Genomic DNA, 24,407 nt, shown 5'->3' on the forward strand with positions numbered 1-24,407 from the left:
ATGACGACCACACGGCCCGACGCCAGGGACACGACGAAGAGGGCGAGGCGGGGAAGGAGGGGCGGGCGGGCCGCGGGTGTCGGCAGCCGTCGTACGCCCTTCCGGTCCCTGGCGGTGCGCAACTTCCGGCTCTTCGCGGCCGGCCAGGTCGTCTCGGTCGCGGGCACCTGGATGATGGTCACCGCCCAGGACTGGCTGGTGCTCTCCCTGACGGGGACTCCGGCACGGCCCTGGGCACCGTGACCGCGCTCCAGTTCACCCCACTGCTGCTGTTCACGCTGTACGGCGGCCGGCTCGCCGACCGTCACGACAAGCGGCTGCTGCTCACCGTCGCCAACCTGGTCTCCGGCGCCCTGGCGCTGGCACTCGCCGTACTCGTCCTGGCCGGCTCCGCCCAGCTGTGGCAGCTGTATCTGTTCGCGCTGGGCCTCGGCACCGTCAACGCGGTCGAGGTGCCCACCCGGATGGCGTTCGTCAGCGAGATGGTCGGCCCGGAGCTGCTGCCCAACGCCTCGGCGCTCAGCGCCGCCTACTTCAACACCGCCCGCGTGGTGGGCCCCGCCCTCGCCGGGCTGCTGATCAGCGCGGTCGGCGCGGGGACGGCCATGCTGCTCAACGCGGCCAGCTATCTCGCCACTGTGACCGGGCTGCGGCTGATGCGCCCGGGGAACTCCTGCGCACGGCACCGCCGGAACGCGGGGTCAAAGTGGTCGACGGGCTGCGGTACGTGCGTGGGCACCCCGACTTGTTCGTGCCGCTGGCGCTGGTCGCCGTGGTCGGCCTGTTCGGCTTCAACTTCCAGCTCACCCTGCCACTGCTCGCCAAGACCGTCTTCCACTCGGGCGCGACCGCGTTCGGGCTGCTGACCACGGCGTTCGCCGCCGGTTCGCTGCTCGCCGCGTTCGCCACCACCGTGCGCAGCGCCCGCCCGGCCGCCCTGACCGTCACCGCCTCCGCACTCGCCTTCGGGCTCCTCGAGACGGCGGCGGGCTGGTCGCCCACCTACGCGTGGGCGGCCGTGCTGCTGTTTCTGACCGGCTTCGCCACCCTCTACTTCGCCCAGGCCGCCAACCACCGCATCCAGTTGGGCAGCGACGCGGCCTACCGCGGCCGGGTGATGGCGCTCTACACGCTCATCCTGCAAGGACTCACCCCACTCGGCGCCCTCCTCGTGGGCTGGCTCACCGTCCGTCACGGTGCGCGCTCCGGCCTGTACGTGGGAGGGCTCGCCTCGTCGGCGGCGGCGCTCGCGGTGCTGCTCGCGGGGCGGACACGTCGATTCCTCCCCAGCCACCGGCCGGAACCGGCACTCCTCGGGCCCGGCCCTCTCCCTGAAAGGCAGCCCCATGAGTCCCCTGAGTGACGACACCCCGTGCAGTTGGCTCGACCGGCTCCCGGATCCGGTCCAGCTGCGCGCCATGGCCCCCGACGCACGTGCCCGCACCATCGGCCACTGCCTGCGCCTCGAACTGCATGACCTGCTCGCGGTCCCGCCGGGGCACCGGCTCTCGCCCGGTCTGCCGTTGCGCGGCCAGGGCCTGGACCGGCTCGACGCCCTGCACCTGGGGCGCCGGATCCGGCGCGCCCTCGACGCCGAGGTGCCCGCCGAGGTGCTGCGGGAGAGCACCGTCGGCGAACTGACCGCGTTGCTCGCCCGCTGACCGAACCGTCCTTCCTCTTGATCCACTTGAATGGGAGATCCGTACATGGAGCCCGCGATACCCATCGAACTGGGCGGCCGGCTGATGGAGCTGGCCGAACGCAAGGACATCGCCCGTGCCGGGCAGGACCCGAAGGCGACCGAACGACAGCACGCCAAGGGCAAGCTGACCGCTCACGAGCGCATCGAACTACTCCTGGACAAGGGCAGCTTCCAGGAGGTCGAACCGCTGCGCCGGCACCGGGCGACCGGCTTCGGCCTGGAGGCGAAGAAGCCCTACGGCGACGGTGTGATCACCGGCTGGGGCACGGTCGAGGGCCGTACGGTCTTCGTCTACGCCCATGACTTCCGTGTCTTCGGCGGCGCGCTGGGCGAGGCCCACGCCTGCAAGATCCACAAAATCATGGACATGGCCATCGCCGCCGGGGCGCCGCTGGTGTCGCTCAACGACGGTGCGGGCGCCCGCATCCAGGAGGGCGTCTCCGCGCTCGCCGGGTACGGCGGCATCTTCCAGCGCAACACCCGGGCCTCCGGCGTCATCCCGCAGATCAGCGTGATGCTCGGCCCGTGCGCGGGCGGCGCGGCGTACTCGCCCGCCCTGACCGACTTCATCTTCGCCGTCCGGGACATCTCGCAGATGTTCATCACCGGGCCCGACGTGGTCCGCGCGGTCACCGGCGAGGAGATCAGCCAGAACGGGCTCGGCGGCGCCGATGTGCACGGTGCTGTCTCCGGAGTGGCGCACTTCGTCCACGACGACGAGGAGAGCTGCCTCGCCGAGGTGCGCTATCTGCTGTCGCTGCTGCCGTCCAACAACCGCGAGCTGCCGCCGCGGCACGTCAGCGGCGACCCGGGCGACCGGCACGGGGACGCGCTGCTCGACCTGGTGCCGCACGACGGCAACCGCTCGTACGACATGCGCGGGGTCGTCGAGGAACTCGTCGACGACGGCGACTACGTGGAGGTGCACGCGGGCTGGGCGCCGAACATCGTCTGCGCCCTGGCCCGGATCGACGGTCACACCGTCGGCATCGTCGCCAACCAGCCGGCCGCCATGGCGGGTGTCCTGGACATCAAGGCGAGCGAGAAGGCCGCGCGGTTCGTGCAGTTCTGCGACTCCTTCAACATCCCGCTGGTCACGCTGGTCGACGTGCCCGGCTTCCTGCCGGGTGTGGACCAGGAGCACGAGGGCATCATCCGGCGCGGCGCCAAGCTGCTGTACGCGTACTGCAACGCGACCGTGCCACGGGTGTCGGTGGTGCTGCGCAAGGCGTACGGCGGCGCGTACATCGTGATGGACTCCCGCTCCATCGGCGCCGACATCGCGCTGGCCTGGCCGACCAACGAGATCGCGGTCATGGGCGCCGAGGGGGCCGCCAACGTGGTCTTCCGGCGGGAGATCGCGGCCGCGGACGACCCCGACGCGATGCGTCAAGAGAAAATCGACCAGTACAAGGAGGAGCTGGTCCACCCTTACTACGCCGCCGAACGCGGGCTGGTCGACGACGTCATCGACCCGCGCGAGACGCGGGCGGTCCTGGCCCGTTCGCTCGCCATGCTCGCGGCCAAGCACGCCGAGCTGCCGCGCCGCAAGCACGGCAACCCGCCCCAGTGAGCAGGGAGGAAACCATGACCGTCCAGCGCCCCGCCCTTGTCCCCGTTCCCGATCCCGCCCCCGGTCCCGTCTCCGAACCCGCGGCCGGTCCGCTTTTCCGGATCGAGCGCGGCTGCCCCTCCCCGGAGGAGCTGGCCGCGCTGACCGCGGTACTGATGGCCGTCACCGCGGGCCCCGGCGTCGCACCCGACGACACGGCCCGCAAGCACCAGGTCGTCGCCCTGTGGCGCCGCCCCGAACGCGTCACCGGCTTCGACGGCCCCCGCACCTGGCGAGCCGCGGCCTGAACCCGTCACGGGCACCCCAGCCCGAAGGGCCGGAGAGTTCACCAGAACTCTCCGGCCCCTTGGGTTTGTCGGGTGTCGGGGAATCCGCGGACCGGTTGTGGCCGGTCGCGCAGTTCCCCGCGCCCCTGGTGGTGCCCGACCTCAGCGTTCGAGATCCCCGTGCTGCGCCGGATCCCGGAGCATGGAACGCAACCCCGGTTCCATCTCCACCAGACGCTCCACCGCATCCGGGGCGTACAGATAGGCGGTGGGCACGGCGCGAATCGCGACGGGCCGATCCCCCGCCCCGGCAAGAGCCACCGCCGCGATGTGGGTGGAACACAGGGGCAGGTTGCCCACCACCCAACCCGTCGGCCGCTCGGCCAGCCCCGCCTCACCGAGGTAGTCGAGGTCGGCCCCCCGGGTCAGCCCGGTGCCCAGCCCCTTCAGATACGCCTCCTTCCGTGTCCACAGGCGGCCGAAGGCCATGGTCCGTTCGTGCTCGGGAATCTTCCCGAGCTCCTCACGTTCGGCCGGATGCAGCGCCGGCAGACATGCCTCGGCGGTCTGGGGCGACGGCAGCCGCTGGACGTCGGCGCCCACCCGTGACTCCGCCACCACCACGATCGCCAGGCCGTGGCTGTGCGAGAGCGAGAACTGGGGGGCGCCGCCGGGCACGCCGAGCACCACGGGCCGGCCGTGGCGTTCACCGTTGCCGTTGTACCGCTCGCCGGCGAGGTTGAGCCGGCTCGGTTCGATGCCGGTGTAACCGGCGAGGACCCGGCGCAGTCCCACGTGCGCCGCGGCGTACATCTGGCGGTCGTCGGGGCGACGGTAGGAGTCGGCCCGACCTCTCTCGTACGCGTCGAGCTCGTCGTACGGGACGTCACGCGGCGAGTCGGGCGGTGGCAGCAGCCACACGTCCAACTCCCCTCGCGCTACGGCGAGCCGGCGCACCGTCGGGGTCAACGGCGGCCCTCCGCGTGAGCCTTGGCGTGGTTCAGGGTGGCCAGGCTGTTGGTGGACAGGGCGGTGTGGACGTACTCGCGGGCGTCGGCGACGGTGGCGGTGTCACCGAGGACGCGGGCGATGTTGTCCGTGTTGAGGGTGACGGTGTGCTGGGAGGTGGCCGCGACGCCCTGGTCGGTGTCGGTGAACGTCCAGTGACCGGTGTGCAGGGTCATCAGCGCGGGCAGGGTGACCTGCTTGTAGGCGATGCGCTGGTGGGGGAAGGTCACCCGGTAGGACTTGGTGGTGTGGACGGAGCCGTCCTTGGCCCGGGTGTCCATCTCCAGGGTCTGGAGCCCAGGGGTGTCCTCTTGCAGACGGACCGTGGCGACGTGCGGCAGGCGCTCCGACCACAGGTTCGCCTCGTTGATGAAGGCGAACAGGTCCTTGGCGGAGCCGTCGACGTGGACGGTGTCCTCGAAGGAGAACGTCAACTCGGCTTCGGCGTATTCGCGTTCCGCGTTCTCCTTCAGCGCCGCGAGTTCCGCGACGGCGCTCCGGTCGATCTCGGCGCCGATCAGGTCCAGGGCTCCGGGGTCGTCGTCGGCGGCCCGGAACTCGTGCAGCAGCCGTACTCGGGACGTGTCCTCCCCGAGTGGTTCGACGAGCCAGGCGCCGCCGAGGCCGGCGACGGGGGACACGGTGACCAGGTGCTGGAAGTTGACCCGCAGCTTGGCGGGTTCGACGATCCGGCGCAGCGGACGGCAGCGCGGTTCACCCGCCGCGGTCGGTGCGGTCTCCCAGATCGTCAGCCGCTCCTCGCCCTCGGGAGCTTCCTCGTGCTCGACGTGGATGACCGAGGGGAAGATCCGTGGCCAGTTCCCCACCTCGGCGATCAGCCGGTGGACGGTGTCCGCCGGGACCGCGATGTTGATCTCGTGCGCGACTTGGCGCATGCCCGGGTGTTCCATGCGTGCTGTCTCCTCGTCCTGGTGTGGCGCGCGGGGGGCGGGACGGGAACGGGAACGTGACGGACAGAAAAGCCGCTGCCGGGTGGGGGATTCCCGGCAGCGGCCAGCCAGTGGGGATGGGAACGCGCCCGTGCGTCCGCGTCCGTGCGCGATCTGTCATACGTGCTTCTGTTGTGCCTGGGTCTGCCGTGCGGGCGGGGCTGCCATGCCTTCAGAGCCGCCGTGCGGGTGTTTCACGTGAAACAACGTGCAGACCCGGTGGCGAGCCGGCCGCCGCCCGACCGGTCGGCCCGCCACCGGGTGGCTCACTCGCCCGCGGAGCGGGTGTGGACGACCTGGTAGGTGTTCTCGTCCTGCCAGGTCTGGAGCGCGGCGACGCGGGCGTCGACCTTCTGGCGCTCCGGGGAGCGCTCACCCTGCGGCACGGAGCGGAAGGCGTCGTACGCCTCCTTGCTGTCCCACTGGGAGTAGACGACGACGAACTTGCCCTCGATGCCGCGGGCACGCAGGCCGCGGAGCACCGTGTGGGTGCGGTAGCCGGGGACGTCGACCAGCCACGTCTGGGACTCGCCCAGGGCGTCGATCAGGTCCTCCTGGTTCTCCGGCAGCACGCCGAACAGCTCGATGGCCGTGTAGTCGTCGCGGGACGGGGAGATCTCGGTGACGCCGCCCAGCTCCGGCTTCTGCTGCGTGAAGGCGATCTCGTTCTGGAGCAGACGGATCGAGGTGGTGATCTCACCGAAGAGCGGGAGGGTGCGGTGCTTGAACTCCTCACCGGCGTAACGGCTCTCCAGGTCCTCGGTGCTGCGCCACTGGATGAAGTTGGCCGTTCCCGGCTTGTCCTGCCCGGCGTGGACCGTGCTGGATATCCAGCCCTCGTAGGCCGCCGTGTCGACGATCTGGCGCATCGCGGCGAGCAGCTTGACCTGCTTCTCGGCGGCGTCGGTCGAGAACAGGTTGAGAACGGTCAGGTGCTGACCATCGGCTGCGATCTTCGGCATTCTCTCGTCTCTTCCGTTCGAGGAAATGGGAGTGCGAATGGAGGTGCGAATGAAGGTGCGGGTGGAGCTACGAATGCAGCATGGCAAGAAGATCTGCCCATGTGAAAGGGTCGGCACTTCAGGATTGGCGGCGCTTTTGTCAATTGTTCGAGGGCGGTGTCAGATCTTTCTCAACTTCGTCAGGGCTGTGAAAAGCGGCCTTGGTTGCCGATTGGCGTGCGCGCCATGCTCGGGTAATGCAGTCAGGCCCGGAAGCATTAGAGATATCCACTCTCCTTGACCGGTACCTCATCGGTCTCGACGACGACGAACTCGACGACGCGTGGGCGCGGGGGCTCTTCACGAAGGACGCCCTGGTCGAGTTCCCCATGAGCCGGCACGAGGGCCTCGACGGACTCGCCGGCTACCACCGTGACGCGCTGGCGGCCTTCGCCGCCACCCAGCACCTCGGTTCGCCCACGGTCGTCGACCTCGACGACGCCGGTGAGCGGGCCGTGCTGCGCGCCAACCTCGTCTCGACGCATGTGCACCACCCCGACGCGGCGGACGAGCCCCTGTTCCAGGTCGGCACTCTCGCGACCGGCGAAGCCCGCCGCGCCGCGGAGGGCTGGCGGCTCTCCTCCCTGACGTTCCGCGTGCTGTGGACCCGCGGCACCCCGCCCCGACCCCGGGAGCCCCAATGACGACTCTGGCGGTAGCCAGCCCCCAGGACATGAAGCTCGGGATCATGCTCGCCGACATCGGCGTGGTGCTCGTGGCCGGCGCCGCACTCGGCCGGCTCGCGCAGAAGCTGCGTCAGCCCGTGGTGGTCGGCGAGATCGTGGCGGGCATCCTGCTCGGCCCCAGCGTCCTCGGCCTGCTGCCGGGGAACCTCACCGCGCACCTCTTCCCCGCCGACGTGCGGCCGTTGTTGTCCGCGGTCTCCCAGGTCGGTCTGATCCTGTTCATGTTCGTGGTCGGCTGGGAGTTCGAGAAGCGCCTGATCCGGCCGCACGCCCGGCTCGCCGCGGGCGTCTCGCTCTCGTCGATCGCGATGGCCTTCGGCCTGGGCGTGGCGCTGGCCCCGTTCCTGTACGACGAGCACTCCACGGTGGCCGGACACCACATCTCCTTCGTCGCGTTCGCCACCTTCATCGGCACCGCGATGTCGGTGACCGCCTTCCCCGTGCTCGCGCGGATCCTCACCGAGAACAAACTCCTGGACACCCGGGCCGGTTCGCTCTCGCTGGCCAGCGCCGCCATCGACGACCTGCTCGCCTGGTGCCTGCTGGCCTATGTCTCGGCCCTGGTCACGGCGAACGGGAACTACTCCGACCTCGCCCGCATCGGTCTCTACAGCGTGCTCTACGTGGCCGGGATGCTGCTGGTCGTGCGCCCGCTGGTGGCCCGGCTGGTGTGGCGCTGGGCGGCCACCGAGCGCTGGTCGGCGCTGCTCGCGGTGCTGTGCGCGGGCGCCCTGACCTCGGCCTGGCTGACCACCTGGATCGGCATCCACGCCATCTTCGGGGCCTTCCTGTTCGGGTTCGTGATGCCTCGTGAGCCCGCCATGGTCCTCGCGGAGCATCTGCGCAAGCCGATGGACCACGTCAGCGTCGTGCTGCTTCCGGTCTTCTTCATCGTCACCGGGCTCGGCGTGGACCTCGGTGCGCTCACCGCCGGTGACTTCGTCGCTCTCGTCGCCATCATCGTCGTGGCCTGCACCGGCAAGCTGGTCGGCGCCATCCTTCCGGCGCGGCTGGCCGGGTTCTCCTGGCGTGAGTCGAAGGACCTGGGGCTGCTGATGAACACCCGGGGTCTGACCGAACTCATCATCCTCAACGCGGCCGTCAGCCTGGGCGTGCTCGACACCCGCATGTTCACGATGCTCGTGATCATGGCGCTGGTCACGACGGCGATGGCGGGTCCGCTGCTGTCCAGGCGTCGTCCGGTGCCGGCCGTCGTGCCCGAGCCGTCCGAGCCGTCCGAGGCCCCGGCTTCACGCGCCGCCTGATCAGGAACGCCCCGGAACTCCCGTAACCCCGCCCGCCCGGACTCCGCCCGCCCGGACTCCGCCCCCCGACTCCGAACCCCCGCGACTCCGTAACCCCCGAACGCGTAACCCCGGACTCCGTAACCCCCGAACCCGGTAACCCCCGTAACCGCGTAACTCCGTAACCCCGTATCCGAGAACGAGAGGGCTGTCGTGATCCCCGTTTCGCAAGCCATCCCCGAGCAGCTCGGTCCGGTCGACGGCCGCGCGCTGCGCACCGTGTGCGGACACTTCGCCACCGGTGTCACGGTCATCACCTCGGGCAGCGGCGACAACGCCACGGGCGCCACGGTGAACTCCTTCACCTCGGTCTCCCTGGACCCGGCGCTGGTGCTCATCTGCCTGCACGACGACTCCCGGCTGCTGCCCGTGGTCCAGGAGTCCGGCGGCTTCGTCGTGAACTTCCTGACGCAGCGGCAGGAGCCCGTGGCCTGGGCGTTCGCCGGTCGGCGGACCGCCCGGATCGAGGAGGTGCCGCACCACAGGTCCGTCCTCGACCTGCCGGTGCTCAGCGAGGCGCTCGCGCATCTGGAGTGCCGGCTGGTCACCGAGTACGACGGCGGCGACCACACCATCCTGCTGGGCGAGGTCGTCGGTCTGCGCGCGCCCTCCGAAGCCGAACAGGAGGACCCGCTGATCTTCTTCCAGGGCTCCATGCGGACACCGGCATGGAGCTGAGGGACCTACCCGGCTCAGTGGTTGCGGGCCGCGGCCTGCTCCTCCGCCTCGTCGAACGCCTGCCGCGCCTGCTCCACCAGCGGCAGGTGGCCGGTCGACCAGTCGAAGAGCGAGGCGAACAGGGGGGCCAGGGTCCGTCCCAGATCGCTGATCTCGTACTCCACGCGGGGCGGCACCTCCGGGTAGTACGTGCGGATCACCAGCCCGTCCCGCTCCAGCTGACGCAGCCGCTGCGTCAGCACCTTCGGCGTGATGGTGCCGATGTTGCGGTGCAGTTCCACGAAGCGCTGAGTGCCGAAGGCGTTCAGCGTCCACAGGATCGGCGTGGTCCAGCGGCTGAACACGATGTCGAGGACCGGGGCGATCGGGCACCTCTGCGGGGTGCCGGCGGCGGCCGCGTGCGCGGCTTCGGGGCTGGTCGTGACCGGCATGCCGGTCATGTCGGCGGCGCCGCTCGCGGCCGTGGGGCCCTGCGTGGCTGTGCTCTTCATTCCGACCATCACCTTTCGGGAAGTCACTTTCCTCTAGGTACCTACTATACCCAGGATGCTAGCTTCCAAGAAGCCAGCAAAGCCAGTACCTCCCTGTACGTCCCCGTCCGAGAATCCTCATGCTCCTAGGGAGTGACATGTCCATCCAAGAGTCCACCCACAGCCCCGCCAAGGCGGCGGCCGAGTCCGGGCCGGCCCGCCGCCCCGGCCTCATCCTGGCCTTCCTCTGCCTGGCCGGCTTCATGACCTTCCTCGACGTGTCGATCGTGAACGTCGCCCTGCCGACCATCGAGGACGAGCTCAACATCTCGACCACCGCTCTCCAGTACGTGGTCACCACCTACGGCATGCTCCTCGGCGGCTTCCTGCTGCTGACCGGCCGGCTCGCCGACACCCTCGGCCGCCGCCGGATGCTGCAGACCGGTCTGCTCCTGTTCGCCGGTTCCTCGCTGCTCGCCGGGGTGTCGCAGAACGCCGCGATGCTGATCGGCGCCCGCGGTGCCCAGGGCCTGGGGGCCGCGTTCATCGCCACCGCCGCGCTGAGCCTGCTGACCAACAACTTCGAAGAGGGCCCGGCCCGCAACAAGGCGCTCGGTGCGTGGGGCGCGCTCAGCGGTCTCGCCGCCGTCGCCGGTGTCACCCTCGGCGGTCTGCTCACCGATGGGCCCGGCTGGCGCTGGATCTTCTTCATCAACGTCCCGATCGGCGTCATCGGCGCCCTGGTCGCCCCGATGGTCGTCGGCGAGAGCCGCTCCGCCCAGCGCAGCAAGTCCTTCGACGTCGCCGGTGCGGTCACCCTCACCGCCGGCCTGGTCCTGCTGATCTTCACCCTCGGTCAGACCGTCTCCGACTCCAACGTCCCGACCGGCCGGGTCATCGGCGGGTTCATCCTCTCCGCGATCCTGCTCGTCTCCTTCGTCGTCATCGAGCGCCGCGCCAAGGAGCCGCTGATGCCGCTCGGCATCTTCCGCCGCCCCTCGCTGCGCGCCGCCAACGGCATCGCCATCCTGCTGCTCGGCACCTGCGTCACCCTGTTCTTCTTCGCCAGCCTCTTCATGCAGCAGGTCCTGGACTACTCCGCCGTCAAGACCGGCTTCGCGTACGTGCCGCTCGCGGTGCTCACCGCCGTCGGCGCCGGCGTCGCCTCCCAGGTCGTCACCAAGGTCGCCGCCAAGCCCGTCCTGCTGGTCGGCCTCGCCCTCGCCGCGACCGGCATGCTGCTGCTGTGGCGTGCGCCGTCCGACGCCTCCTACCTGACGGACGTGCTGCCCGCCTTCGTCCTGATGGGCCTCGGCCTCGGAATGTCCTTCGTCCCGCTGCAGGTCTCCGCGTTCGCGGGGATCGAGGAGCGCGAGTCGGGTCTGGCCGCGGGTCTCATCAACACCGCCCAGGAAGTCGGCGGCGCGCTCGGCCTCGCGGTCGCGGCGACCTACGCCTTCCGCCGGGTCGACGAGCTGACGGCCAAGGCCCACGGTGTTCCCGCCCTGGTCCAGGAGGCCCGTACGACCGTCTTCCACGACGCGTTCCTCGTGGGCGCCTGCTTCGCCGCGGCCGCCTTCGTGGTGACCCTGGTGCTGCTGCCGTTCACCAAGTCCTCCGAGCAGTCCGCGGCCGTCCCCGCGCACGCCTGACGGCAGACCAGAGACCGAAGTCGGACGACGGAAGAACGGACCCGGCCATGTCCAAGCCCCTGCCCCTGTCCGCCGCGGCGGAGGAGTTCCTCGCCGAGAACGCCCTGTGCACCCTCACCACCCTTCGCCCGGACGGCACGCCGCACGTCGCGCCCGTACGGTTCACCTGGGACGGTGAGGCGGGCCTGGCCCGGGTGATGACCACGGTGCACCGCCGCAAGTCCCGCAACCTGTTAGCCAGGGCCGGTGGCCGGGCCGCCGTGTGCCAGCTGGTCGGCCCTCGCTGGATCACCCTGGAGGGCCCGGCCACCGTCTCCACCGACCCGCCCCGGGTGGTGGAGGGGATGCGCCGCTACGCCAAGCGGTACTGGTCCCAGCCGCCGCAGCCCCCGGGTCTCGCGGTCATCGAGATCGCGGTCGACCGCGTGATGGGCCTGTACTGAACGGCCTGTACCGAACTCCCGGAGCACATACGGGGCGAGAGGGTGCCGGAAGACGCTTCCGGCACCCTCTCGCATGCTCCGCCTGTACCTGCCCGGTACTCGCCAACCCGTACCGCCCAGTAGCTGCAAGGCCTCTGACGAACTTGTCAGAGTCCTGTATCGGCGGCCATTCAGCTTCCCGGGAGCCCTCGGAATACTGGAGAAAACGCCAGCGGGAGAGGGAATATGGACGCCTTCAATGCCGATGTGATCGTTGCCGGAGCGGGGCCCTCGGGTCTCATGCTCGCGGGAGAACTGCGCCTCTCGGGTCTCTCGGTCATCGTGCTCGACCGGCTGGAACAGCCGATGCAGCAGTCCCGTGCGCTGGGATTCTCCGCCCGTACGATCGAGGAATTCGGCCAGCGCGGCCTTCTCGAGGATTTCGGTCCGCTGGAGACCATACCCGGCGGCCATTTCGGTGGACTCCCCATCGACTACCGCATTGTCGAGGGCGGAAATTTCGGTGTCCGCGGTGTTCCGCAGTCGCGCACCGAGGCCATCATCAACAAGTGGGCCGTGGGTCTGGGCGCCGACGTCCGCCGGGGCCACGAGGTCATCGGCCTGACGCAGGACGAGAACGGGGTCCAGGTCGAGGTAGCGGGCCCGGAGGGCGTCGAGACGCTGCGCGCCGCGTACGTCGTCGGCTGTGACGGCGCCCGCTCCACCGTCCGTCACCTGGCCGGGATCGACTTCCCCGGCGTCAGCGCCACCATCGAGATGAAGATGGCGGACGTCGCCGGAGTCCAGCTGCGGCTGCGCCCCACCGGTGAGGTCGGCGAGGCCGGCATGGTCGTGGTGCTGCCGCTCGGCCCGGGCGCCACCCGCGTGGTGGTCTTCGAGCGCGGCGCCGGTGTCCGCCCCACCCAGGAGCCGCCCACCTTCGAGGAGGTGGCCGCCGCCTTCCAGCGGGTGACCGGCGAGGACATCAGCGGTGCCAAGCAGCTGTGGACCAGCTACTTCACCGACGCCAGCCGGCACGCCGCCGAGTACCGCAAGGGCCGGGTCTTCCTCGCGGGCGACGCCGCCCACATCCACCTGCCGATCGGCGCCCAGGGCATCAGCGCGGGTGTCGGCGACGTGGTCAACCTCGGCTGGAAGCTCGCCGCCGCGGTCAAGGGGCACGCCCCGGAGGGCCTGCTCGACACCTACCACTCCGAGCGCCACCCGGTCGGCGCCCGCATCGTCTACAACACCCTGGTCCAGCGCACCCTCTACCTCGGCGGTCCCGAGGCCCAGCCGCTGCGCGACCTGTTCGCCGAACTGGTCCAGATCGAGGACGTACGACGTCACCTCGTCGGCCTGGTCACCGGCCTGGACATCACCTACGGCGCCGTCGAGGGCGGTCACCCGCTGCTCGGCCGCCGGCTGCCCGACCAGGAACTCCTGGTCGGCGACGAGAAGACCACCACGTACGAGCTGCTGCACCAGGGCCGCCCGGTCCTCCTCGACCTGCACGACAACGCGGCGCTGCGCGAGGCCGCGGGCGCCTGGTCCGACCGCGTCGACGTCGTCACCGCCACCCGGCCCGACGCCGCCGCCCCGGCCGCCGACCTCCTCGTACGCCCCGACGGCTACATCGCCTGGGTCGGCGCCGACGGTTCCACGGACGGCCTGACCGACGCGCTCGCCCAGTGGTTCGGCGAGCCCGGCACCGCCGCCTGAATCCCCCGGTCGACCCGACCCGTTGACCCGACCCGTTGATCCGAATCCCTCCAGTAGGACGCGCGCCACCCATCCGACCCGTCCGTGAAACGAGAAAGAGGAGTGCGGTCTTGCCCACCAAGGCTGAGGAAGCGAAGAAGGCCGACAAGGCCGCCGAGTGGACCGAATGCGACGTAGCCATCCTGGGGTCGGGCCTCGCGGGCTCGATCATGGGAGCGATCCTGGCCCGTCAGGGCGCGAACGTGGTGCTCATCGACGCCGGTCAGCACCCCAGGTTCGCCGTCGGCGAGTCCCAGAACCCGCAGCTCGTCGAGTGGCTGCACATTCTGGCCGTGCGCTACGACGTGCCCGAGATCAAGCACATGCTGGACGTGAAGGCGGTCACCGAGCACATCGGCCCGACGCACGGCCGCAAGCAGAGCTTCGGCTTCGTCACGCACCGGCCGAACCGCGAGCCGGACCCGCACGAGGCGACGATGTTCGTCATCCCGAAGATGCTCACCGAGGCGGTGCACCTCTTCCGCCAGGACACGGACTCCCACTACCTGAACGTCGCCGCCAAGTACGGCTGCACGCTCCGCCAGAACTGGTTCGCCACCGACCTCGACGTCGACGACGACGGTGTCACCATCACCGGCAGGAACGGCGAGGTCTTCCGGGCCAAGTACCTGATCGACGCGAGCGGTTTCCGCTCCCCGCTCGCGCAGAAGTTCGACCTGCGCGAGAACCCGCCCCGGCACAAGCACCACGCGCGTTCGCTGTTCACGCACTACGTCGGCATCAAGCCGTACGACGACGTGTGCAACTACCCGGAGGCGCTGCGCCCGCCCGCCGAGTCGCCCTTCCACGGCGGCACCCTGCACCACCTCATCGAGCGGGGCTGGTTCTGGATCATCCCGTTCGACAACTACAAGGACTCCAAGAACCCGGCCTGCAGTGTCGGCCTGACCTTCGACGAGCGGTTGTACCCCAAGCCGAAGGACATGACGCCGGACCAGGAGTTCAACCACTACCTCGACATGTACCCGGCGGTGAAGCGGCAGTTCGAGGGCGCCAAGCGGATCCGCGAGTGGGTCTCCACCGACCGCCTCCAGTACTCCTCCAAGCGCACCATCGGCGCCCGCTGGTGCCTGATGTCGCACGCGGCCGGTTTCATCGACCCGCTGTACTCGCGCGGTCTGTCCAACACCTTCGAGGTCGTCGACGCCCTCGCCTACCGGATCCTGGACGCCCTGCGCGAGAACGATTTCACCGAGGAGCGCTTCGAGTACGTGGAGCGCCTGGAGCAGGGGCTCCTGGAGTACAACGACAAGATCGTCAACAGCTCGTACATCGCCTTCAGCCACTTCCGGCTGTGGAACGCGGTGTTCCGGGTGTGGGCGTGCTTCACCACGCCGGCCACCATGCGCCAGATCATGGCGCGCCAGAACTTCCAGCTCGACGGTGACGACCGGCACTTCAAGGAGATGGAGAAGGCGCCCTACACGGGCCTGTGGTGGCCGGACAGCCACGCCTTCAAGGTCCTTTTCGACACCACCGCAGAGACCTGCGAGCGGTACGAGGCGGGCGAGATCGACGGTGACAAGGCGGCGGACATCGTCTTCGAGGCGATCCGCGACTGCGAGTCCGTCAACACGCCCTTCGGCTGGAAGGGCCCCGAGGACCTCCGGTTCTTCCGGGCCACCACCCCCACGATGATGAAGTTCATGTGGTGGGCCAGCACCTCCGGACCCAAGGAGATGCGCGACCTCGGCCGCTCGATGCTGGCCGGCGTCGTCAAGCAGGGGGTGCGCGGCCGCAAGGTGTCCTGACCTCGGCCCCATCGCGAAGGCCCATCGCGAAGGCCCCGACTCGAAGGCCCGGCGTCCCGGGCTCGCCTCCCGGGCCCGCCTTCACAGAGCCACTTCCCCCCGGTTCCGGCGCCGGGCCCACCTTCCCCCCGTGGGCCCGGCGCCGGCCCCTTGCTCCTTCCTCTACGTCTCCCCCCACTGACTTCCACCTACATCCACCGCTTCCTAGAACCTTGGGACATCCGTGATCACACGTAGAGCACTGATCGGTGCGGGAACCGCCGCCGTCGGCCTGGCCGTCCTGCCCAACAGCCCCGTCTCCGCGGGCTCCTCCGCCCCCTGGAGCACCCTCGCCGGCAAGCTCCAGGGACAGCTGGTGCTGCCCACCGACTCCGGTTACGGCGTGGCCAAGCAGCTGGAACTCGGCCAGTTCGACTCGGTCAACCCGCGGGCCGTCGCGTACTGCGTCAGCTCCTCCGACGTCTCCGTCGCGCTGCGCTTCGCCCAGGACAACGGACTCCCGTCCGCGGTCCGCAGCGGCGGCCACAGCTTCGCCGGCTACTCGACCACACCCGGCCTGATCATCGACGTGTCACGGCTCAACGCGATCACCGTCGGCAACGGGACCGTCGACATCGGCCCCGGCGCCAAGAACGTCGAGATACTCAACGCGCTCGCCCCGCACGCCCTGGTGGTCAGCGAGGGTGGCTGCCCCACCGTGTCGGCCGGCGGCTTCCTCCAGGGCGGCGGTTTCGGCTTCCTGACCCGCCCGACCGGTATGGCCTGCGACGCGATCACCTCGGCCGAGGTGGTCCTCGCCGACGGCTGCGTGGTGACCGCCTCGCCGACCAGCCACCCCGACCTCTTCTGGGCGATCCGCGGCGGCGGTGGCGGCAACTTCGGTGTCGTCACCCGCTTCACGGTCACCCCGCACGAGGGCGACCAGATGGCCATCAGCAACCTGATCTTCCCGTACGACCGCGCGGCCGACGTGCTGCACGGCGTGGGCCAGTGGCTGGTGGACGCCCCCCGCACCATCGGCGGCGGCGCCTACCTCGTCCAGGCCGACGCGGCGCCCGGCACCGTACCGGCGCTCAACGTCTTCCTCGCCTCCCGCGGCACCCCGGCCGAACTGGCCTCGGAGGCGGCGCGGTTGCTGTCGCTGACCGGCGCGGTGACGGCCCGCCAGGACGCGGTCATGACGTACCAGCAGGTCATGATGATGATCTTCGGTTGCAGCACCCTGACCCAGGACCAGTGCCAGCGCGCCGGGAAGTCGCCGAGCGGGGTGCTCACCCGGCCGGCCTTCGGTCTGGAGCGGACCCGGCTGGGCAGCGCGCCCTACGCACAGAGCGACTGGGCGAACGTGGTGACGGCCTTCGACGCCGACCGCAAGGCCGGGCAGGCCCGGTACCTCGACTTCCACTTCTTCGGGGGCGCGGCCAACGACCCGGCCCGCACCGACACGGCGTACGTGCACCGTGACTCGCTCTTCTCCGTCAACTACCGGGTCCTGATCAACGACCCGGCCCAGGTCACCGCCGAGGCCACGGCCGTCGCCACCAGCTGGGTGGACCACGGGTTCGACACCATCGATCCGCTGTCCAACGGCGAGACGTACCAGAACTGGATGGACGCGGAGCTGCCGAACTGGCGGCAGTCGTACTACGCCGAGAACTACGCGCGGCTGAAGGTCGTGAAGGCGAAGTACGACCCGTACCGCTACTTCAAGTTCGCCCAGGGCATCGGAGCCTGACGCTTCATGATCCCGGACATGGGGGAGGGCCGCCGGATCGATCTCCGGCGGCCCGCCCGCTCGATCGTCTGCCGCGTCGCCCCGTCAGGGACGACGTCCGTACCAGCCCACCAGCTTGTCGATGTCGGGAGCGTCCTCGTGCACCTCCACCACCGGACCGAACGGCACCTGGCCGCCGCGGGGTTCCGCGGGCACGGCCCGGTGCATGTGGGCCAGCGGCGCGGCGAGCATCTCCGGGTCCCACTCGGGGCTCTGACCGGTCGCCTTCGCCAGGTCCCAGGCGTGCAGCACGAACTCGTTGGTGTAGATCACCGAGGCGACCACCCCGGGAACCGGGCCCCAGGGCAGACCGATCTGGCGGCCCAGTACGGCCGGGTCCGACCACACCGCGTCGAACTCCTTCGTCGCCTCCGCCCAGGCCTTGGCCCAGTCGCCGTCGGGAACGTCCTGGGCGAAGTGCGGAACGCTCATGAAGGAGCCGCCCGCGCCCATGACGGCGACCCGGCGCAGCACGGACACCACGTGGTTGGCCATGTCACGGACCGAGTAGTCGGGACACGGGGTGACGGTGTCGTACTGCTCGGGGCGCAGCGCGGCGAGCGTGCGTCCGGTGAGCTCGACGGCCTTGAACAGGCCGCCACGGGGGTCGGTGGGCGGGTTGGCGGGGGGATTGGTGCTGTCGGCCATGTCTTGAGTCATGTCTTCATCGTCGAGGTCAAACAGGTCATCTTGTGGCCTATTTCTGAAGCCTCATCAGATCTTGCTGAAAATAGATGTATTGGCTCAAAGCATCTCAAAATCGCGAAGGGGGGAGGTTGTTGTGAAGGCTGACCGTCTGGTGGCGACCCTGCTGCTGCTCCAGGCGCGCGGGCGGGTGACCGTGCGCGAGGTGGCCGAGGAGCTGGAGGTGTCGGAACGCACCGCGCGCCGCGACCTGGAGGCCCTCACCACCGCCGGTGTCCCCGTCTACTCGCAGCGCGGCCGGGGCGGCGGATGGAGCCTGGTCGGCGGCGCCCGCACCGATCTGACCGGTTTCACCTCGCGGGAGATCGGGGCGCTGTTCCTGGCCGCGGGCCCCTTGTCCGCCTCGCCCGAACTGCGTGCCGCGTTACGGAAGTTGATGCGGGCCGTGCCCGCGCCCATGCGGCCGCACGCCGAGGCGGCCGCCAAGGCCATCCTCATCGACGGTGTCGACTGGTCGCGCACGGCGGGTGGCGGCGGCCCCCACCAGCACACTCTGGAGCGGGCGGTGCTCGACGGCGAACAGGTCCGGCTCGGCTACGCCCATCCCGACCGGGCTCCGGGCGAGCGCACGGTGCACCCGCTCGGCCTGGTCTCGAAGGCCGGCCGCTGGTACCTCGTCGCCGGTACCGAGGAGGGGCTGCGCACCTTCCGACTCGGCCGGGTCACCTCCGCGACCAGGACCGGCGAGCCGGTGCGGCGCCCGGAGGGTTTCGACCTCGCCGCCGCCTGGCGGGAGTTGGCCGCCGAGGTGGAACAGCGGCTGACCGCGGCGACCGTACGGGCGCGGGCCGACCGCGACGCCCTGCCGGTGCTGCGGCAACTGCTGGGCGGTCGACTGCGGACGGGCGAGGCCCAGCTCGACGGCCGGGTCGAGTTCACGGCCGACGGTCCTTCGGTGGAGGTGCTCGCCGCGCAACTGGCCGGTCTCGGCAGTCGCGTCGAGGTGCTCGACCCTCCGGAGGCGCGGGAGTCGCTCGTGCGGCTGGGCCGTTCGCTCACCGCGGTGTACGGCGGGCGCGAGGAAGAGACCCGCTTGGATAGCCACTTTCCTCTAGGTACCTACTATACGGAGGATGTTAGCGTCCCTGTCATGGCCGCCCACCACGTGTGACCGGCGGATTTCCCCGCACCGATCCCCACACCGACCCCCACCCCCCTCTTCACTCCCCTCCCCACACCGATGCAACAGATGACTGCTGATTACTGGTTCGGATTAACGCACTAGGGAGTTTTTTCTGATGATTGTCGTCACTGGAGCCACCGGAAATGTCGGACGTCCGCTGATCGAGGCGCTCGCCGAGGCGGGGGAGCAGGTCGTGGCGGTCTCGCGCCGCCCGCTGCCCTCCCCGACGGACGGTGTCCGTCACGCCCAGGCCGACCTCGGCAGCGCCGAGAGCATGCGGCCGGTCCTCGAAGGCGCCGACGCCTTCTTCATCCTGCTCGCCGGCGAACTGCTCGGTTACGGCGAGGCCGCGACCGACCTGCTGGCCGCCGCCAGGGACGCCGGGGTCAAGCGGGTCGTCCTGCTCTCCTCGCAGATCAACGCCACCCGCCCCGACTCCGCCTCGCACGGCAGGCTGCGCGAGTTCGAGGAGGCCGTACGCGGCTCGGGCCTCGACTTCACCATTCTGCGCGCGGGCGGATTCGCCTCCAACGCCTTCGCCTGGGCCGAGTCGGTCCGCGCCGACCGCACGGTCTTCGCCCCGTTCGGTGACGTGGCCCTGCCGGTCGTCGACCCCGCGGACATCGCCGCGGTCGCCGCGGTCGTCCTGCGTGAGGACGGTCATGCCGGTCGTACGTACGAGGTGACCGGCCCCGAAGCGGTCAGCCCGCGTGCGCAGGCCGATGTGATCGCCGAGGCCATCGGTGAGGAGGTGACCTTCGTGGAACTGACCCGCGAGGCCGCCCACACCCACATGGCCCAGTTCATGCCGGAGGACGTCATCCCCGGCACCCTGGACATCCTCGGCGCCCCGCTCCCCGCCGAACAGCGGGTCAGCCCCGATGTGGAGAAGGTCCTGGGCCGCCGGGCCACCCCGTTCTCCGGCTGGGTGAGCCGCAGCCTCCCGGCGTTCAAGTAGCCGGCTCGGCCCACTCGACCCGCTCGTCCCCCCGGTACCGCCGCCGGATGCCCGCTGTGATCCATCCCCCGCGGCAGTGGGCATTCGGCGGCCCATACAGCACGACAGTTCGTATGGGCCGTCGGCTCGTGCGACGCGACGGCCCCGCAGGTCACGAACCTGCGGGGCCGTCGCGTCGTGAGGGGGGTGTACCGGGGCAGGGGTGCATGCGGCCCTCCCCGGAGGGGCGCTACGCGGCGAAGCGCTCGGCGAACTCCTTGGCCTTCGTGACCGCCTCGTCGACGGCCTTGGCGCGGGAGGCCTCGTACATCGGGATCAGGTCGGCCATCGCCGGGTTGTGCGGCGCCATCGTGAGCTCCGGGACGATGACGTGGACGTCCAGGGCGAGGGTGTCGCGCAGGATCGCCTCCAGGTAGTTCTGGACGTACTCGTAACCCTCGCGCGGGGTGCCCGGCGCGTAGGAGCCGCCGCGGCTGGCGACGACCGTGACCGGGGTGCCCTTGATCTTCGAGTCCTCGCTCATGGCGGTACGGCCGATGAGGATCACCTGGTCCAGCCACGCCTTGAGGGTCGAGGGGATCGTGAAGTTGTACATGGGCGCGCCGATCAGGATCGCGTCCGCCTGCTCCAGCTCCTCTATGAACGTCAGGCGCTCGGCGAAGGCCGCGGCCTGCTCGGGGGTGTGCGCGTCCGCGGGGGCGAAACCGGCGGTGTGGGCGTCGGCCGTGATGTGCGGGACCGGGTTCACGGCGAGGTCGCGGTAGATCACGGTGCCCTGCGGGTGCTGCTCCTCCCAGGCCTTGCGGAACGCGTCCGTGACCGTGCGGGAGGCGGAGGCTGCGCCCGGGAAAACGGACGAGTCGACGTGCAGGAGGGTGGCCATGGGGATCTCCAGGGGGAGGGGGCGAACTTTTCGTACTGGACTAGAGATAACACAGCTACTTACTTTTTTTCATCCCCTCACGGGAACACAGTACTCTGGACCCATGCCAGAGCCGGGGACTCACGACGCAGGGCCGTGCCAGAGGGTCGACGACGGCATGGCGCGCGTCTTCCAACTGCTCGGGAAGCGCTGGACCGGCCTGGTCGTGGCCGTGTTGCTGCCGCACCCCGCGCACTTCGCCGACCTGCGCAGAGCGATCCCCGGCATCAGCGAACGGATGCTCTCCGACCGCCTCACGGAACTCGGCGCGGCGGGGCTGGTCGTCCGCGAGGTCGACGAGGGCCCTCCGTTGCGCGTCGTGTACGGCCTGACGGAGGCGGGCGCCGCACTGCAGCCCGCGCTCGTGGAACTCGGAACCTGGGCGGAGAAGCACCTGCCGGGGAGCCCGCCGTGCCCGGGCGAACTCCGCAAGTGACCCTGGACCGGGGCTGATTCGCCGGGGCGGGTTTTCCACAGGCTGGGAGTTGTCCACAGGGTCTGACGCGTTTCGGCCACCGGCGGTACGGTCATCACGAGTTGATGTTCGTGCGTGACGGGGGAGGCAGTCGGTATGACGGATCTTGGTGCAGCGGATCGGGCGCAGCAGGACCAGCGGAGCCGACCGGGCGGCCAGGACGATCAGGATCATCAGGGCGAACAGGGCGAACAGGGCGAACGGGGTCGGCGGAGCGAAGAAAGCCGTCGGAGCGAGCCGGGTCGGCAGGCGTCCAGGGTCTCCGGAGTCTTCGCCGTGCGGGGATTCGCGGGCCGGTCCGTGCAGGCCGCACCCAAGGAAGAGGGCAAGGCGCTGCGCCGACGGGTGCCGCGCGGCGCGCACGCGGAGCTGACCTTCGACGCCGGCCGGCCGGACGCGGTGACCGCCGTCGAGGAGTCCAACCTCGGCCGGATCCCGGAGCTCACTCCGATACGGGTCGGCAGGATGGCCGCCACCCCCTTCGCCTTCCTGCGCGGCTCGGCGGGCCTCATGGCCTACGACCTCGCGCGCACCCCCGCGACCGGCATCGCCGCCCAGATCTGCGGCGACGCCCACGCGGCCAACTTCGGCCTGTACGGAGACGCGCGCGGCGGCCTGGTCATCGATCTGAACGACTTCGACGAGACGGCACACGGCCCCTGGGAGTGGGACCTCAAGCGCCTCGCCACCTCGCTCGTGCTCGCGGGCAGGGAAGCGGGCGCGGACGAGGACACCTGTCGCAAGGCCGCCCACGACGCGGTCGGTGCCTACCGACGCACGCAGCGGCTGCTCGCGAAGCTCCCGGTGCTGGACGCGTGGAACGCCATCGCGGACGAGGAACTCGTCTCCCACGCCGACGCCCACGACCTGCTCGGCACCCTGGAGCGGGTCATGGAGAAGGCGCGGGCCAACACCAGCGGACGGTTCGCGGCCAAGTCGACCCAGCCGACGGAGGACGGCAGCCACCGCTTCCTGGACGCGCCTCCGGTGCTGCGCCGGGTACCCGACGCGGAGGCCGCGGCGGTCGCGGCCTCGCTGGAGCACTACCTGACCACCGTCTCCGAGGACCGCCTCCCCCTCCTCGCCCGGTACGCGGTGCACGACGTCGCCTTCCGCGTCGTCGGCACCGGCAGCGTCGGCACCCGCTCCTATGTCGTGCTGCTCCTCGACCACCGCGGCGAACCCCTGGTCCTCCAGGTGAAGGAGGCCCGCGCCTCGGCGCTGCTCCCGCACCTGGCGACGGCAGGCCACGCCATACCCGAGGTGCCGCACGAGGGCCGCCGCGTCGTCCTCGGCCAGAAGCGCATGCAGGTCGTCAGCGACATCCTGCTCGGCTGGACCACCGTCGAGGGCCGCCCCTTCCAGGTACGCCAGTTCCGCAACCGCAAGGGCAGCGTCGACCCCGCCGCCCTCGCCGCCGACCAGGTCGACGATTACGCCCGTATGACCGGCGCCCTTCTCGCGCGCGCCCACACCCACACCGCCGACCCCCGCCTCATCGCCGGGTACTGCGGGAAGAGCGAGGAGTTGGACGAGTCCATCGCCTCGTTCGCCGTGGCCTACGCCGACCGTACGGAGGCGGACCACGCGGAGCTGGTCGCGGCGGTCAGGGCGGGGCGGTTGGCGGCGGAGCTCGGGGTGTGAGCCACCACGGTGAGCCACAGCGGTGAGCCACCACGGTGAGCCGCAAGAGGGACACCCTCGCGCCGCCGGATCGAGAGGAGAGGGCGGGGCTGAGAGGAGCGAGGTCGGGCCGAGAGCGGCGCGGCCGGGGCGTGGCGCACCGCCCCGGCCGGGGGAAGGCCGCGAGTCGTACGGGGCCGTGGCCTAGTCTGGTCGGGTGACGACCCCGGAAGCCGAGCACAGCGAGTCCGACCGTACCCAGGCCGAGGATGCCCGGCCCCAGGGCGCCGGGGATGCGGATGCCCACGACGAGTCCGCCCCGGAGGCGGCGCCCGAGGCGCAGGCGCGGCCCGAGGAGCGGCTGGAGCGGGCCGTGCGGGCGGCCGAGCAGGCGTTGATCGAGTTCGAGATCGCCGTGGAGACCTTCCGCGTCGAGGTCGAGAACTTCTCGCGCCTGCACCACCAGAAGCTCGGCCCGATGTACTCGCGGCTCGACGAGCTGGACGCGCAGATCGCCGAGGCGGTCGCCGCGCGCACCGGAGACGTGGAGGACATACGCAAGGCGGACGAGGCCCGGGCGCGGGTCATGCCGATGCCCGGGGTCGAGGAGCTCTTCCACGGCTGGATGGACTCCGAGGGACTGTTCCCCGAGGCGGTGGCGATGCTGACGGACCAGTCCGTACGCCCCCCGCAGCGCGTACGCCCCAGCGACGAGGCCCGTCAGCTCTACCGTGAGCTGGTCCGCAAGGCCCACCCCGACCTGGCACAGGACGACGACGAGCGCAGGCGGCGCGACGAGTTCATCGCCCGGGTCAACGCCGCGTACAGCCGAGGCGACGAGGCCCTGCTGCGGGAGCTGTCCGAGGAGTGGGCGGCGGGTCCGGTGCCCGAGGAGTGGAAGCCGAGCCGCAGCGAGGAGCTCTACGCCCGCCTCGAGTGGCTCGCCCAGCGCAAGGAACTGCTGACCCTGGTCGCCCGCGAGCTGGAGGAGAGCGCCATCGGCGCCATGCTCAAAATGGCCCCGGAGGACCCGGACCGGCTCCTGGACGAGATCGCCGAGCAGCTGCTGGCCCAGGTCGACGAGCGCGAGAAGGAGCTGGCCCGGCTGGTCGACTAGGGCCTGTCCGGCGGGGGCTTCGGGTCGCCTGCCCGGTCGGGTAGCGTCGGGGGCATGAGTTTTGGATCTGGTGTGCCCACGGTCGAGGTCGGGGATCTCGTGGACGGAGACTTCCTGCTGGACGTCCGGGAGGACGACGAGTGGCAGGCGGGCCATGCCGCGGGGGCGCTGCACATCCCCATCAGTGAGTTCGTCGCTCGCTACGGCGAGCTGACCGAGGCGGCGCCGCAGGACGGCAGGGTCCATGTGATCTGCCGCTCCGGGGGCCGTTCGGCGCAGGTCACGATGTACCTGGTCCAGCAGGGCATCGACGCCGTGAACGTCGACGGTGGCATGCAGGTCTGGGCCGCCGCCGGCCGCCCGGTCGTGGACGACAAGGGCACCCCCGGTTTCGTGCTGTAGCCACCGGCGGGGCACTCCCGGCTTCGTGCGGTAGTCACCGGCGAGGGTTCACGCCCGCGGGGC

26 protein-coding genes are annotated in these 24,407 nt (G+C 70.5%); 20 read left to right on the forward strand and 6 right to left on the reverse strand.

What is annotated here, in order from left to right; genetic code table 11:
* The 6 genes from AAFF41_RS25015 to AAFF41_RS25040 are packed head-to-tail and all read left to right on the forward strand — an operon-like array spanning position 1 to position 3,562.
* The gene (locus AAFF41_RS25015; protein ID WP_343324653.1) at positions 1–243 is read left to right on the forward strand and encodes a hypothetical protein; all 243 of its coding nucleotides are present in this window, start codon (positions 1–3) and stop codon (positions 241–243) included.
* Entirely contained in the window at positions 240–866 is a 627-nt protein-coding gene (locus AAFF41_RS25020; RefSeq protein ID WP_343324654.1) for an MFS transporter, read from the forward strand. Before AAFF41_RS25015 ends, AAFF41_RS25020 begins: the two co-directional genes overlap by 4 nt.
* Positions 752–1,363: an MFS transporter gene (locus AAFF41_RS25025; protein ID WP_343326348.1), complete on the forward strand. Its 612-nt coding sequence runs from the start codon at positions 752–754 to the stop codon at positions 1,361–1,363. The genes AAFF41_RS25020 and AAFF41_RS25025 overlap by 115 nt, the downstream gene beginning before the upstream one ends.
* Entirely contained in the window at positions 1,347–1,661 is a 315-nt protein-coding gene (locus tag AAFF41_RS25030; RefSeq protein ID WP_319753749.1) for an acyl carrier protein, read from the forward strand. The genes AAFF41_RS25025 and AAFF41_RS25030 overlap by 17 nt, the downstream gene beginning before the upstream one ends.
* A gap of 45 nt (positions 1,662–1,706) precedes the next feature.
* Positions 1,707–3,275, forward strand: a complete 1,569-nt coding sequence (locus tag AAFF41_RS25035; protein ID WP_388409967.1) for an acyl-CoA carboxylase subunit beta — start codon at positions 1,707–1,709, stop codon at positions 3,273–3,275.
* 14 nt (positions 3,276–3,289) lie between these two features.
* The gene (locus tag AAFF41_RS25040) at positions 3,290–3,562 is read left to right on the forward strand and encodes an acyl-CoA carboxylase subunit epsilon (protein WP_319753751.1); all 273 of its coding nucleotides are present in this window, start codon (positions 3,290–3,292) and stop codon (positions 3,560–3,562) included.
* Positions 3,563–3,703: 141 nt separating this feature from the next.
* On the opposite strand, the gene AAFF41_RS25045 is transcribed toward AAFF41_RS25040, so the two are convergent.
* The 3 genes from AAFF41_RS25045 to AAFF41_RS25055 form a co-directional block, all read right to left on the reverse strand.
* A complete protein-coding gene (locus AAFF41_RS25045) occupies positions 3,704–4,510 on the reverse strand; it encodes a 4'-phosphopantetheinyl transferase family protein (RefSeq protein ID WP_079090080.1) in 807 nt (268 codons plus the stop codon).
* Positions 4,507–5,460 (reverse strand): aromatase/cyclase, encoded by a 954-nt coding sequence (locus AAFF41_RS25050; RefSeq protein WP_343324655.1) that lies wholly within the window; start codon positions 5,458–5,460, stop codon positions 4,507–4,509. The genes AAFF41_RS25045 and AAFF41_RS25050 overlap by 4 nt, the downstream gene beginning before the upstream one ends.
* A gap of 305 nt (positions 5,461–5,765) precedes the next feature.
* Positions 5,766–6,461: an antibiotic biosynthesis monooxygenase family protein gene (locus AAFF41_RS25055; protein ID WP_054237220.1), complete on the reverse strand. Its 696-nt coding sequence runs from the start codon at positions 6,459–6,461 to the stop codon at positions 5,766–5,768.
* Positions 6,462–6,697: 236 nt separating this feature from the next.
* On the opposite strand from AAFF41_RS25055, the gene AAFF41_RS25060 reads away from it, so the two are divergent.
* From AAFF41_RS25060 to AAFF41_RS25070, 3 genes are all read left to right on the forward strand, one after another.
* A complete protein-coding gene (locus AAFF41_RS25060) occupies positions 6,698–7,144 on the forward strand; it encodes a nuclear transport factor 2 family protein (protein ID WP_319753753.1) in 447 nt (148 codons plus the stop codon).
* A complete protein-coding gene (locus tag AAFF41_RS25065; protein WP_319753754.1) occupies positions 7,141–8,451 on the forward strand; it encodes a cation:proton antiporter in 1,311 nt (436 codons plus the stop codon). Before AAFF41_RS25060 ends, AAFF41_RS25065 begins: the two co-directional genes overlap by 4 nt.
* A gap of 192 nt (positions 8,452–8,643) precedes the next feature.
* Positions 8,644–9,168: a flavin reductase family protein gene (locus AAFF41_RS25070; protein ID WP_235613982.1), complete on the forward strand. Its 525-nt coding sequence runs from the start codon at positions 8,644–8,646 to the stop codon at positions 9,166–9,168.
* Positions 9,169–9,182: 14 nt separating this feature from the next.
* Here the strand turns inward: AAFF41_RS25070 and AAFF41_RS25075 are convergent, their stop codons facing one another.
* Complete coding sequence (locus AAFF41_RS25075) at positions 9,183–9,599, reverse strand: winged helix-turn-helix transcriptional regulator (RefSeq protein WP_319753767.1); 417 nt, start codon at positions 9,597–9,599, stop codon at positions 9,183–9,185.
* Between the two features lie 197 nt (positions 9,600–9,796).
* On the opposite strand from AAFF41_RS25075, the gene AAFF41_RS25080 reads away from it, so the two are divergent.
* The 5 genes from AAFF41_RS25080 (at position 9,797) to AAFF41_RS25100 (ending at position 16,980) form a co-directional block, all read left to right on the forward strand.
* Positions 9,797–11,290, forward strand: coding sequence for an MFS transporter (locus AAFF41_RS25080; RefSeq protein WP_319753755.1), 1,494 nt, complete (start codon positions 9,797–9,799; stop codon positions 11,288–11,290).
* A 47-nt stretch (positions 11,291–11,337) separates the two neighbouring features.
* On the forward strand, positions 11,338–11,733 hold the full coding sequence (locus tag AAFF41_RS25085) for a pyridoxamine 5'-phosphate oxidase family protein (protein ID WP_054237224.1): 396 nt from the start codon (positions 11,338–11,340) through the stop codon (positions 11,731–11,733).
* A gap of 225 nt (positions 11,734–11,958) precedes the next feature.
* Entirely contained in the window at positions 11,959–13,434 is a 1,476-nt protein-coding gene (locus AAFF41_RS25090) for an FAD-dependent monooxygenase (protein ID WP_343324656.1), read from the forward strand.
* A 110-nt stretch (positions 13,435–13,544) separates the two neighbouring features.
* Positions 13,545–15,245 (forward strand): NAD(P)/FAD-dependent oxidoreductase, encoded by a 1,701-nt coding sequence (locus tag AAFF41_RS25095; RefSeq protein ID WP_060900219.1) that lies wholly within the window; start codon positions 13,545–13,547, stop codon positions 15,243–15,245.
* A gap of 223 nt (positions 15,246–15,468) precedes the next feature.
* Positions 15,469–16,980, forward strand: coding sequence for an FAD-binding oxidoreductase (locus tag AAFF41_RS25100; protein ID WP_319753757.1), 1,512 nt, complete (start codon positions 15,469–15,471; stop codon positions 16,978–16,980).
* 84 nt (positions 16,981–17,064) lie between these two features.
* On the opposite strand, the gene AAFF41_RS25105 is transcribed toward AAFF41_RS25100, so the two are convergent.
* Entirely contained in the window at positions 17,065–17,679 is a 615-nt protein-coding gene (locus AAFF41_RS25105) for a TIGR03086 family metal-binding protein (protein ID WP_319753758.1), read from the reverse strand.
* Between the two features lie 121 nt (positions 17,680–17,800).
* Between AAFF41_RS25105 and AAFF41_RS25110 the strand changes: the two genes are divergently transcribed.
* Together AAFF41_RS25110 and AAFF41_RS25115 are read left to right on the forward strand one after the other, a co-directional pair.
* Positions 17,801–18,835, forward strand: a complete 1,035-nt coding sequence (locus tag AAFF41_RS25110; protein WP_343324657.1) for a helix-turn-helix transcriptional regulator — start codon at positions 17,801–17,803, stop codon at positions 18,833–18,835.
* 127 nt (positions 18,836–18,962) lie between these two features.
* Positions 18,963–19,805, forward strand: a complete 843-nt coding sequence (locus tag AAFF41_RS25115) for an NAD(P)H-binding protein (RefSeq protein WP_319753760.1) — start codon at positions 18,963–18,965, stop codon at positions 19,803–19,805.
* A gap of 229 nt (positions 19,806–20,034) precedes the next feature.
* Here AAFF41_RS25115 and AAFF41_RS25120 read toward each other — a convergent pair whose 3' ends face one another.
* Positions 20,035–20,688, reverse strand: coding sequence for an FMN-dependent NADH-azoreductase (locus AAFF41_RS25120; RefSeq protein WP_075033392.1), 654 nt, complete (start codon positions 20,686–20,688; stop codon positions 20,035–20,037).
* A 103-nt stretch (positions 20,689–20,791) separates the two neighbouring features.
* Between AAFF41_RS25120 and AAFF41_RS25125 the strand changes: the two genes are divergently transcribed.
* The 4 genes from AAFF41_RS25125 (at position 20,792) to AAFF41_RS25140 (ending at position 24,344) form a co-directional block, all read left to right on the forward strand.
* Positions 20,792–21,163, forward strand: a complete 372-nt coding sequence (locus AAFF41_RS25125; protein WP_060900223.1) for a winged helix-turn-helix transcriptional regulator — start codon at positions 20,792–20,794, stop codon at positions 21,161–21,163.
* Positions 21,164–21,298: 135 nt separating this feature from the next.
* The gene (locus AAFF41_RS25130; protein ID WP_425526160.1) at positions 21,299–22,846 is read left to right on the forward strand and encodes a DUF2252 domain-containing protein; all 1,548 of its coding nucleotides are present in this window, start codon (positions 21,299–21,301) and stop codon (positions 22,844–22,846) included.
* Positions 22,847–23,042: 196 nt separating this feature from the next.
* Positions 23,043–23,942 carry a hypothetical protein gene (locus tag AAFF41_RS25135; RefSeq protein WP_054237232.1) on the forward strand — a complete coding sequence of 300 codons (900 nt, stop codon included), beginning with the start codon at positions 23,043–23,045 and terminating at the stop codon, positions 23,940–23,942.
* A 72-nt stretch (positions 23,943–24,014) separates the two neighbouring features.
* Positions 24,015–24,344: a rhodanese-like domain-containing protein gene (locus AAFF41_RS25140; protein ID WP_319753768.1), complete on the forward strand. Its 330-nt coding sequence runs from the start codon at positions 24,015–24,017 to the stop codon at positions 24,342–24,344.
* The last annotated feature ends 63 nt before the right edge of the window (positions 24,345–24,407 follow it).

The sequence above is a fragment of the Streptomyces mirabilis genome, from assembly GCF_039503195.1.
Taxonomy (GTDB): Bacteria; Actinomycetota; Actinomycetes; order Streptomycetales; family Streptomycetaceae; genus Streptomyces; species Streptomyces mirabilis_D.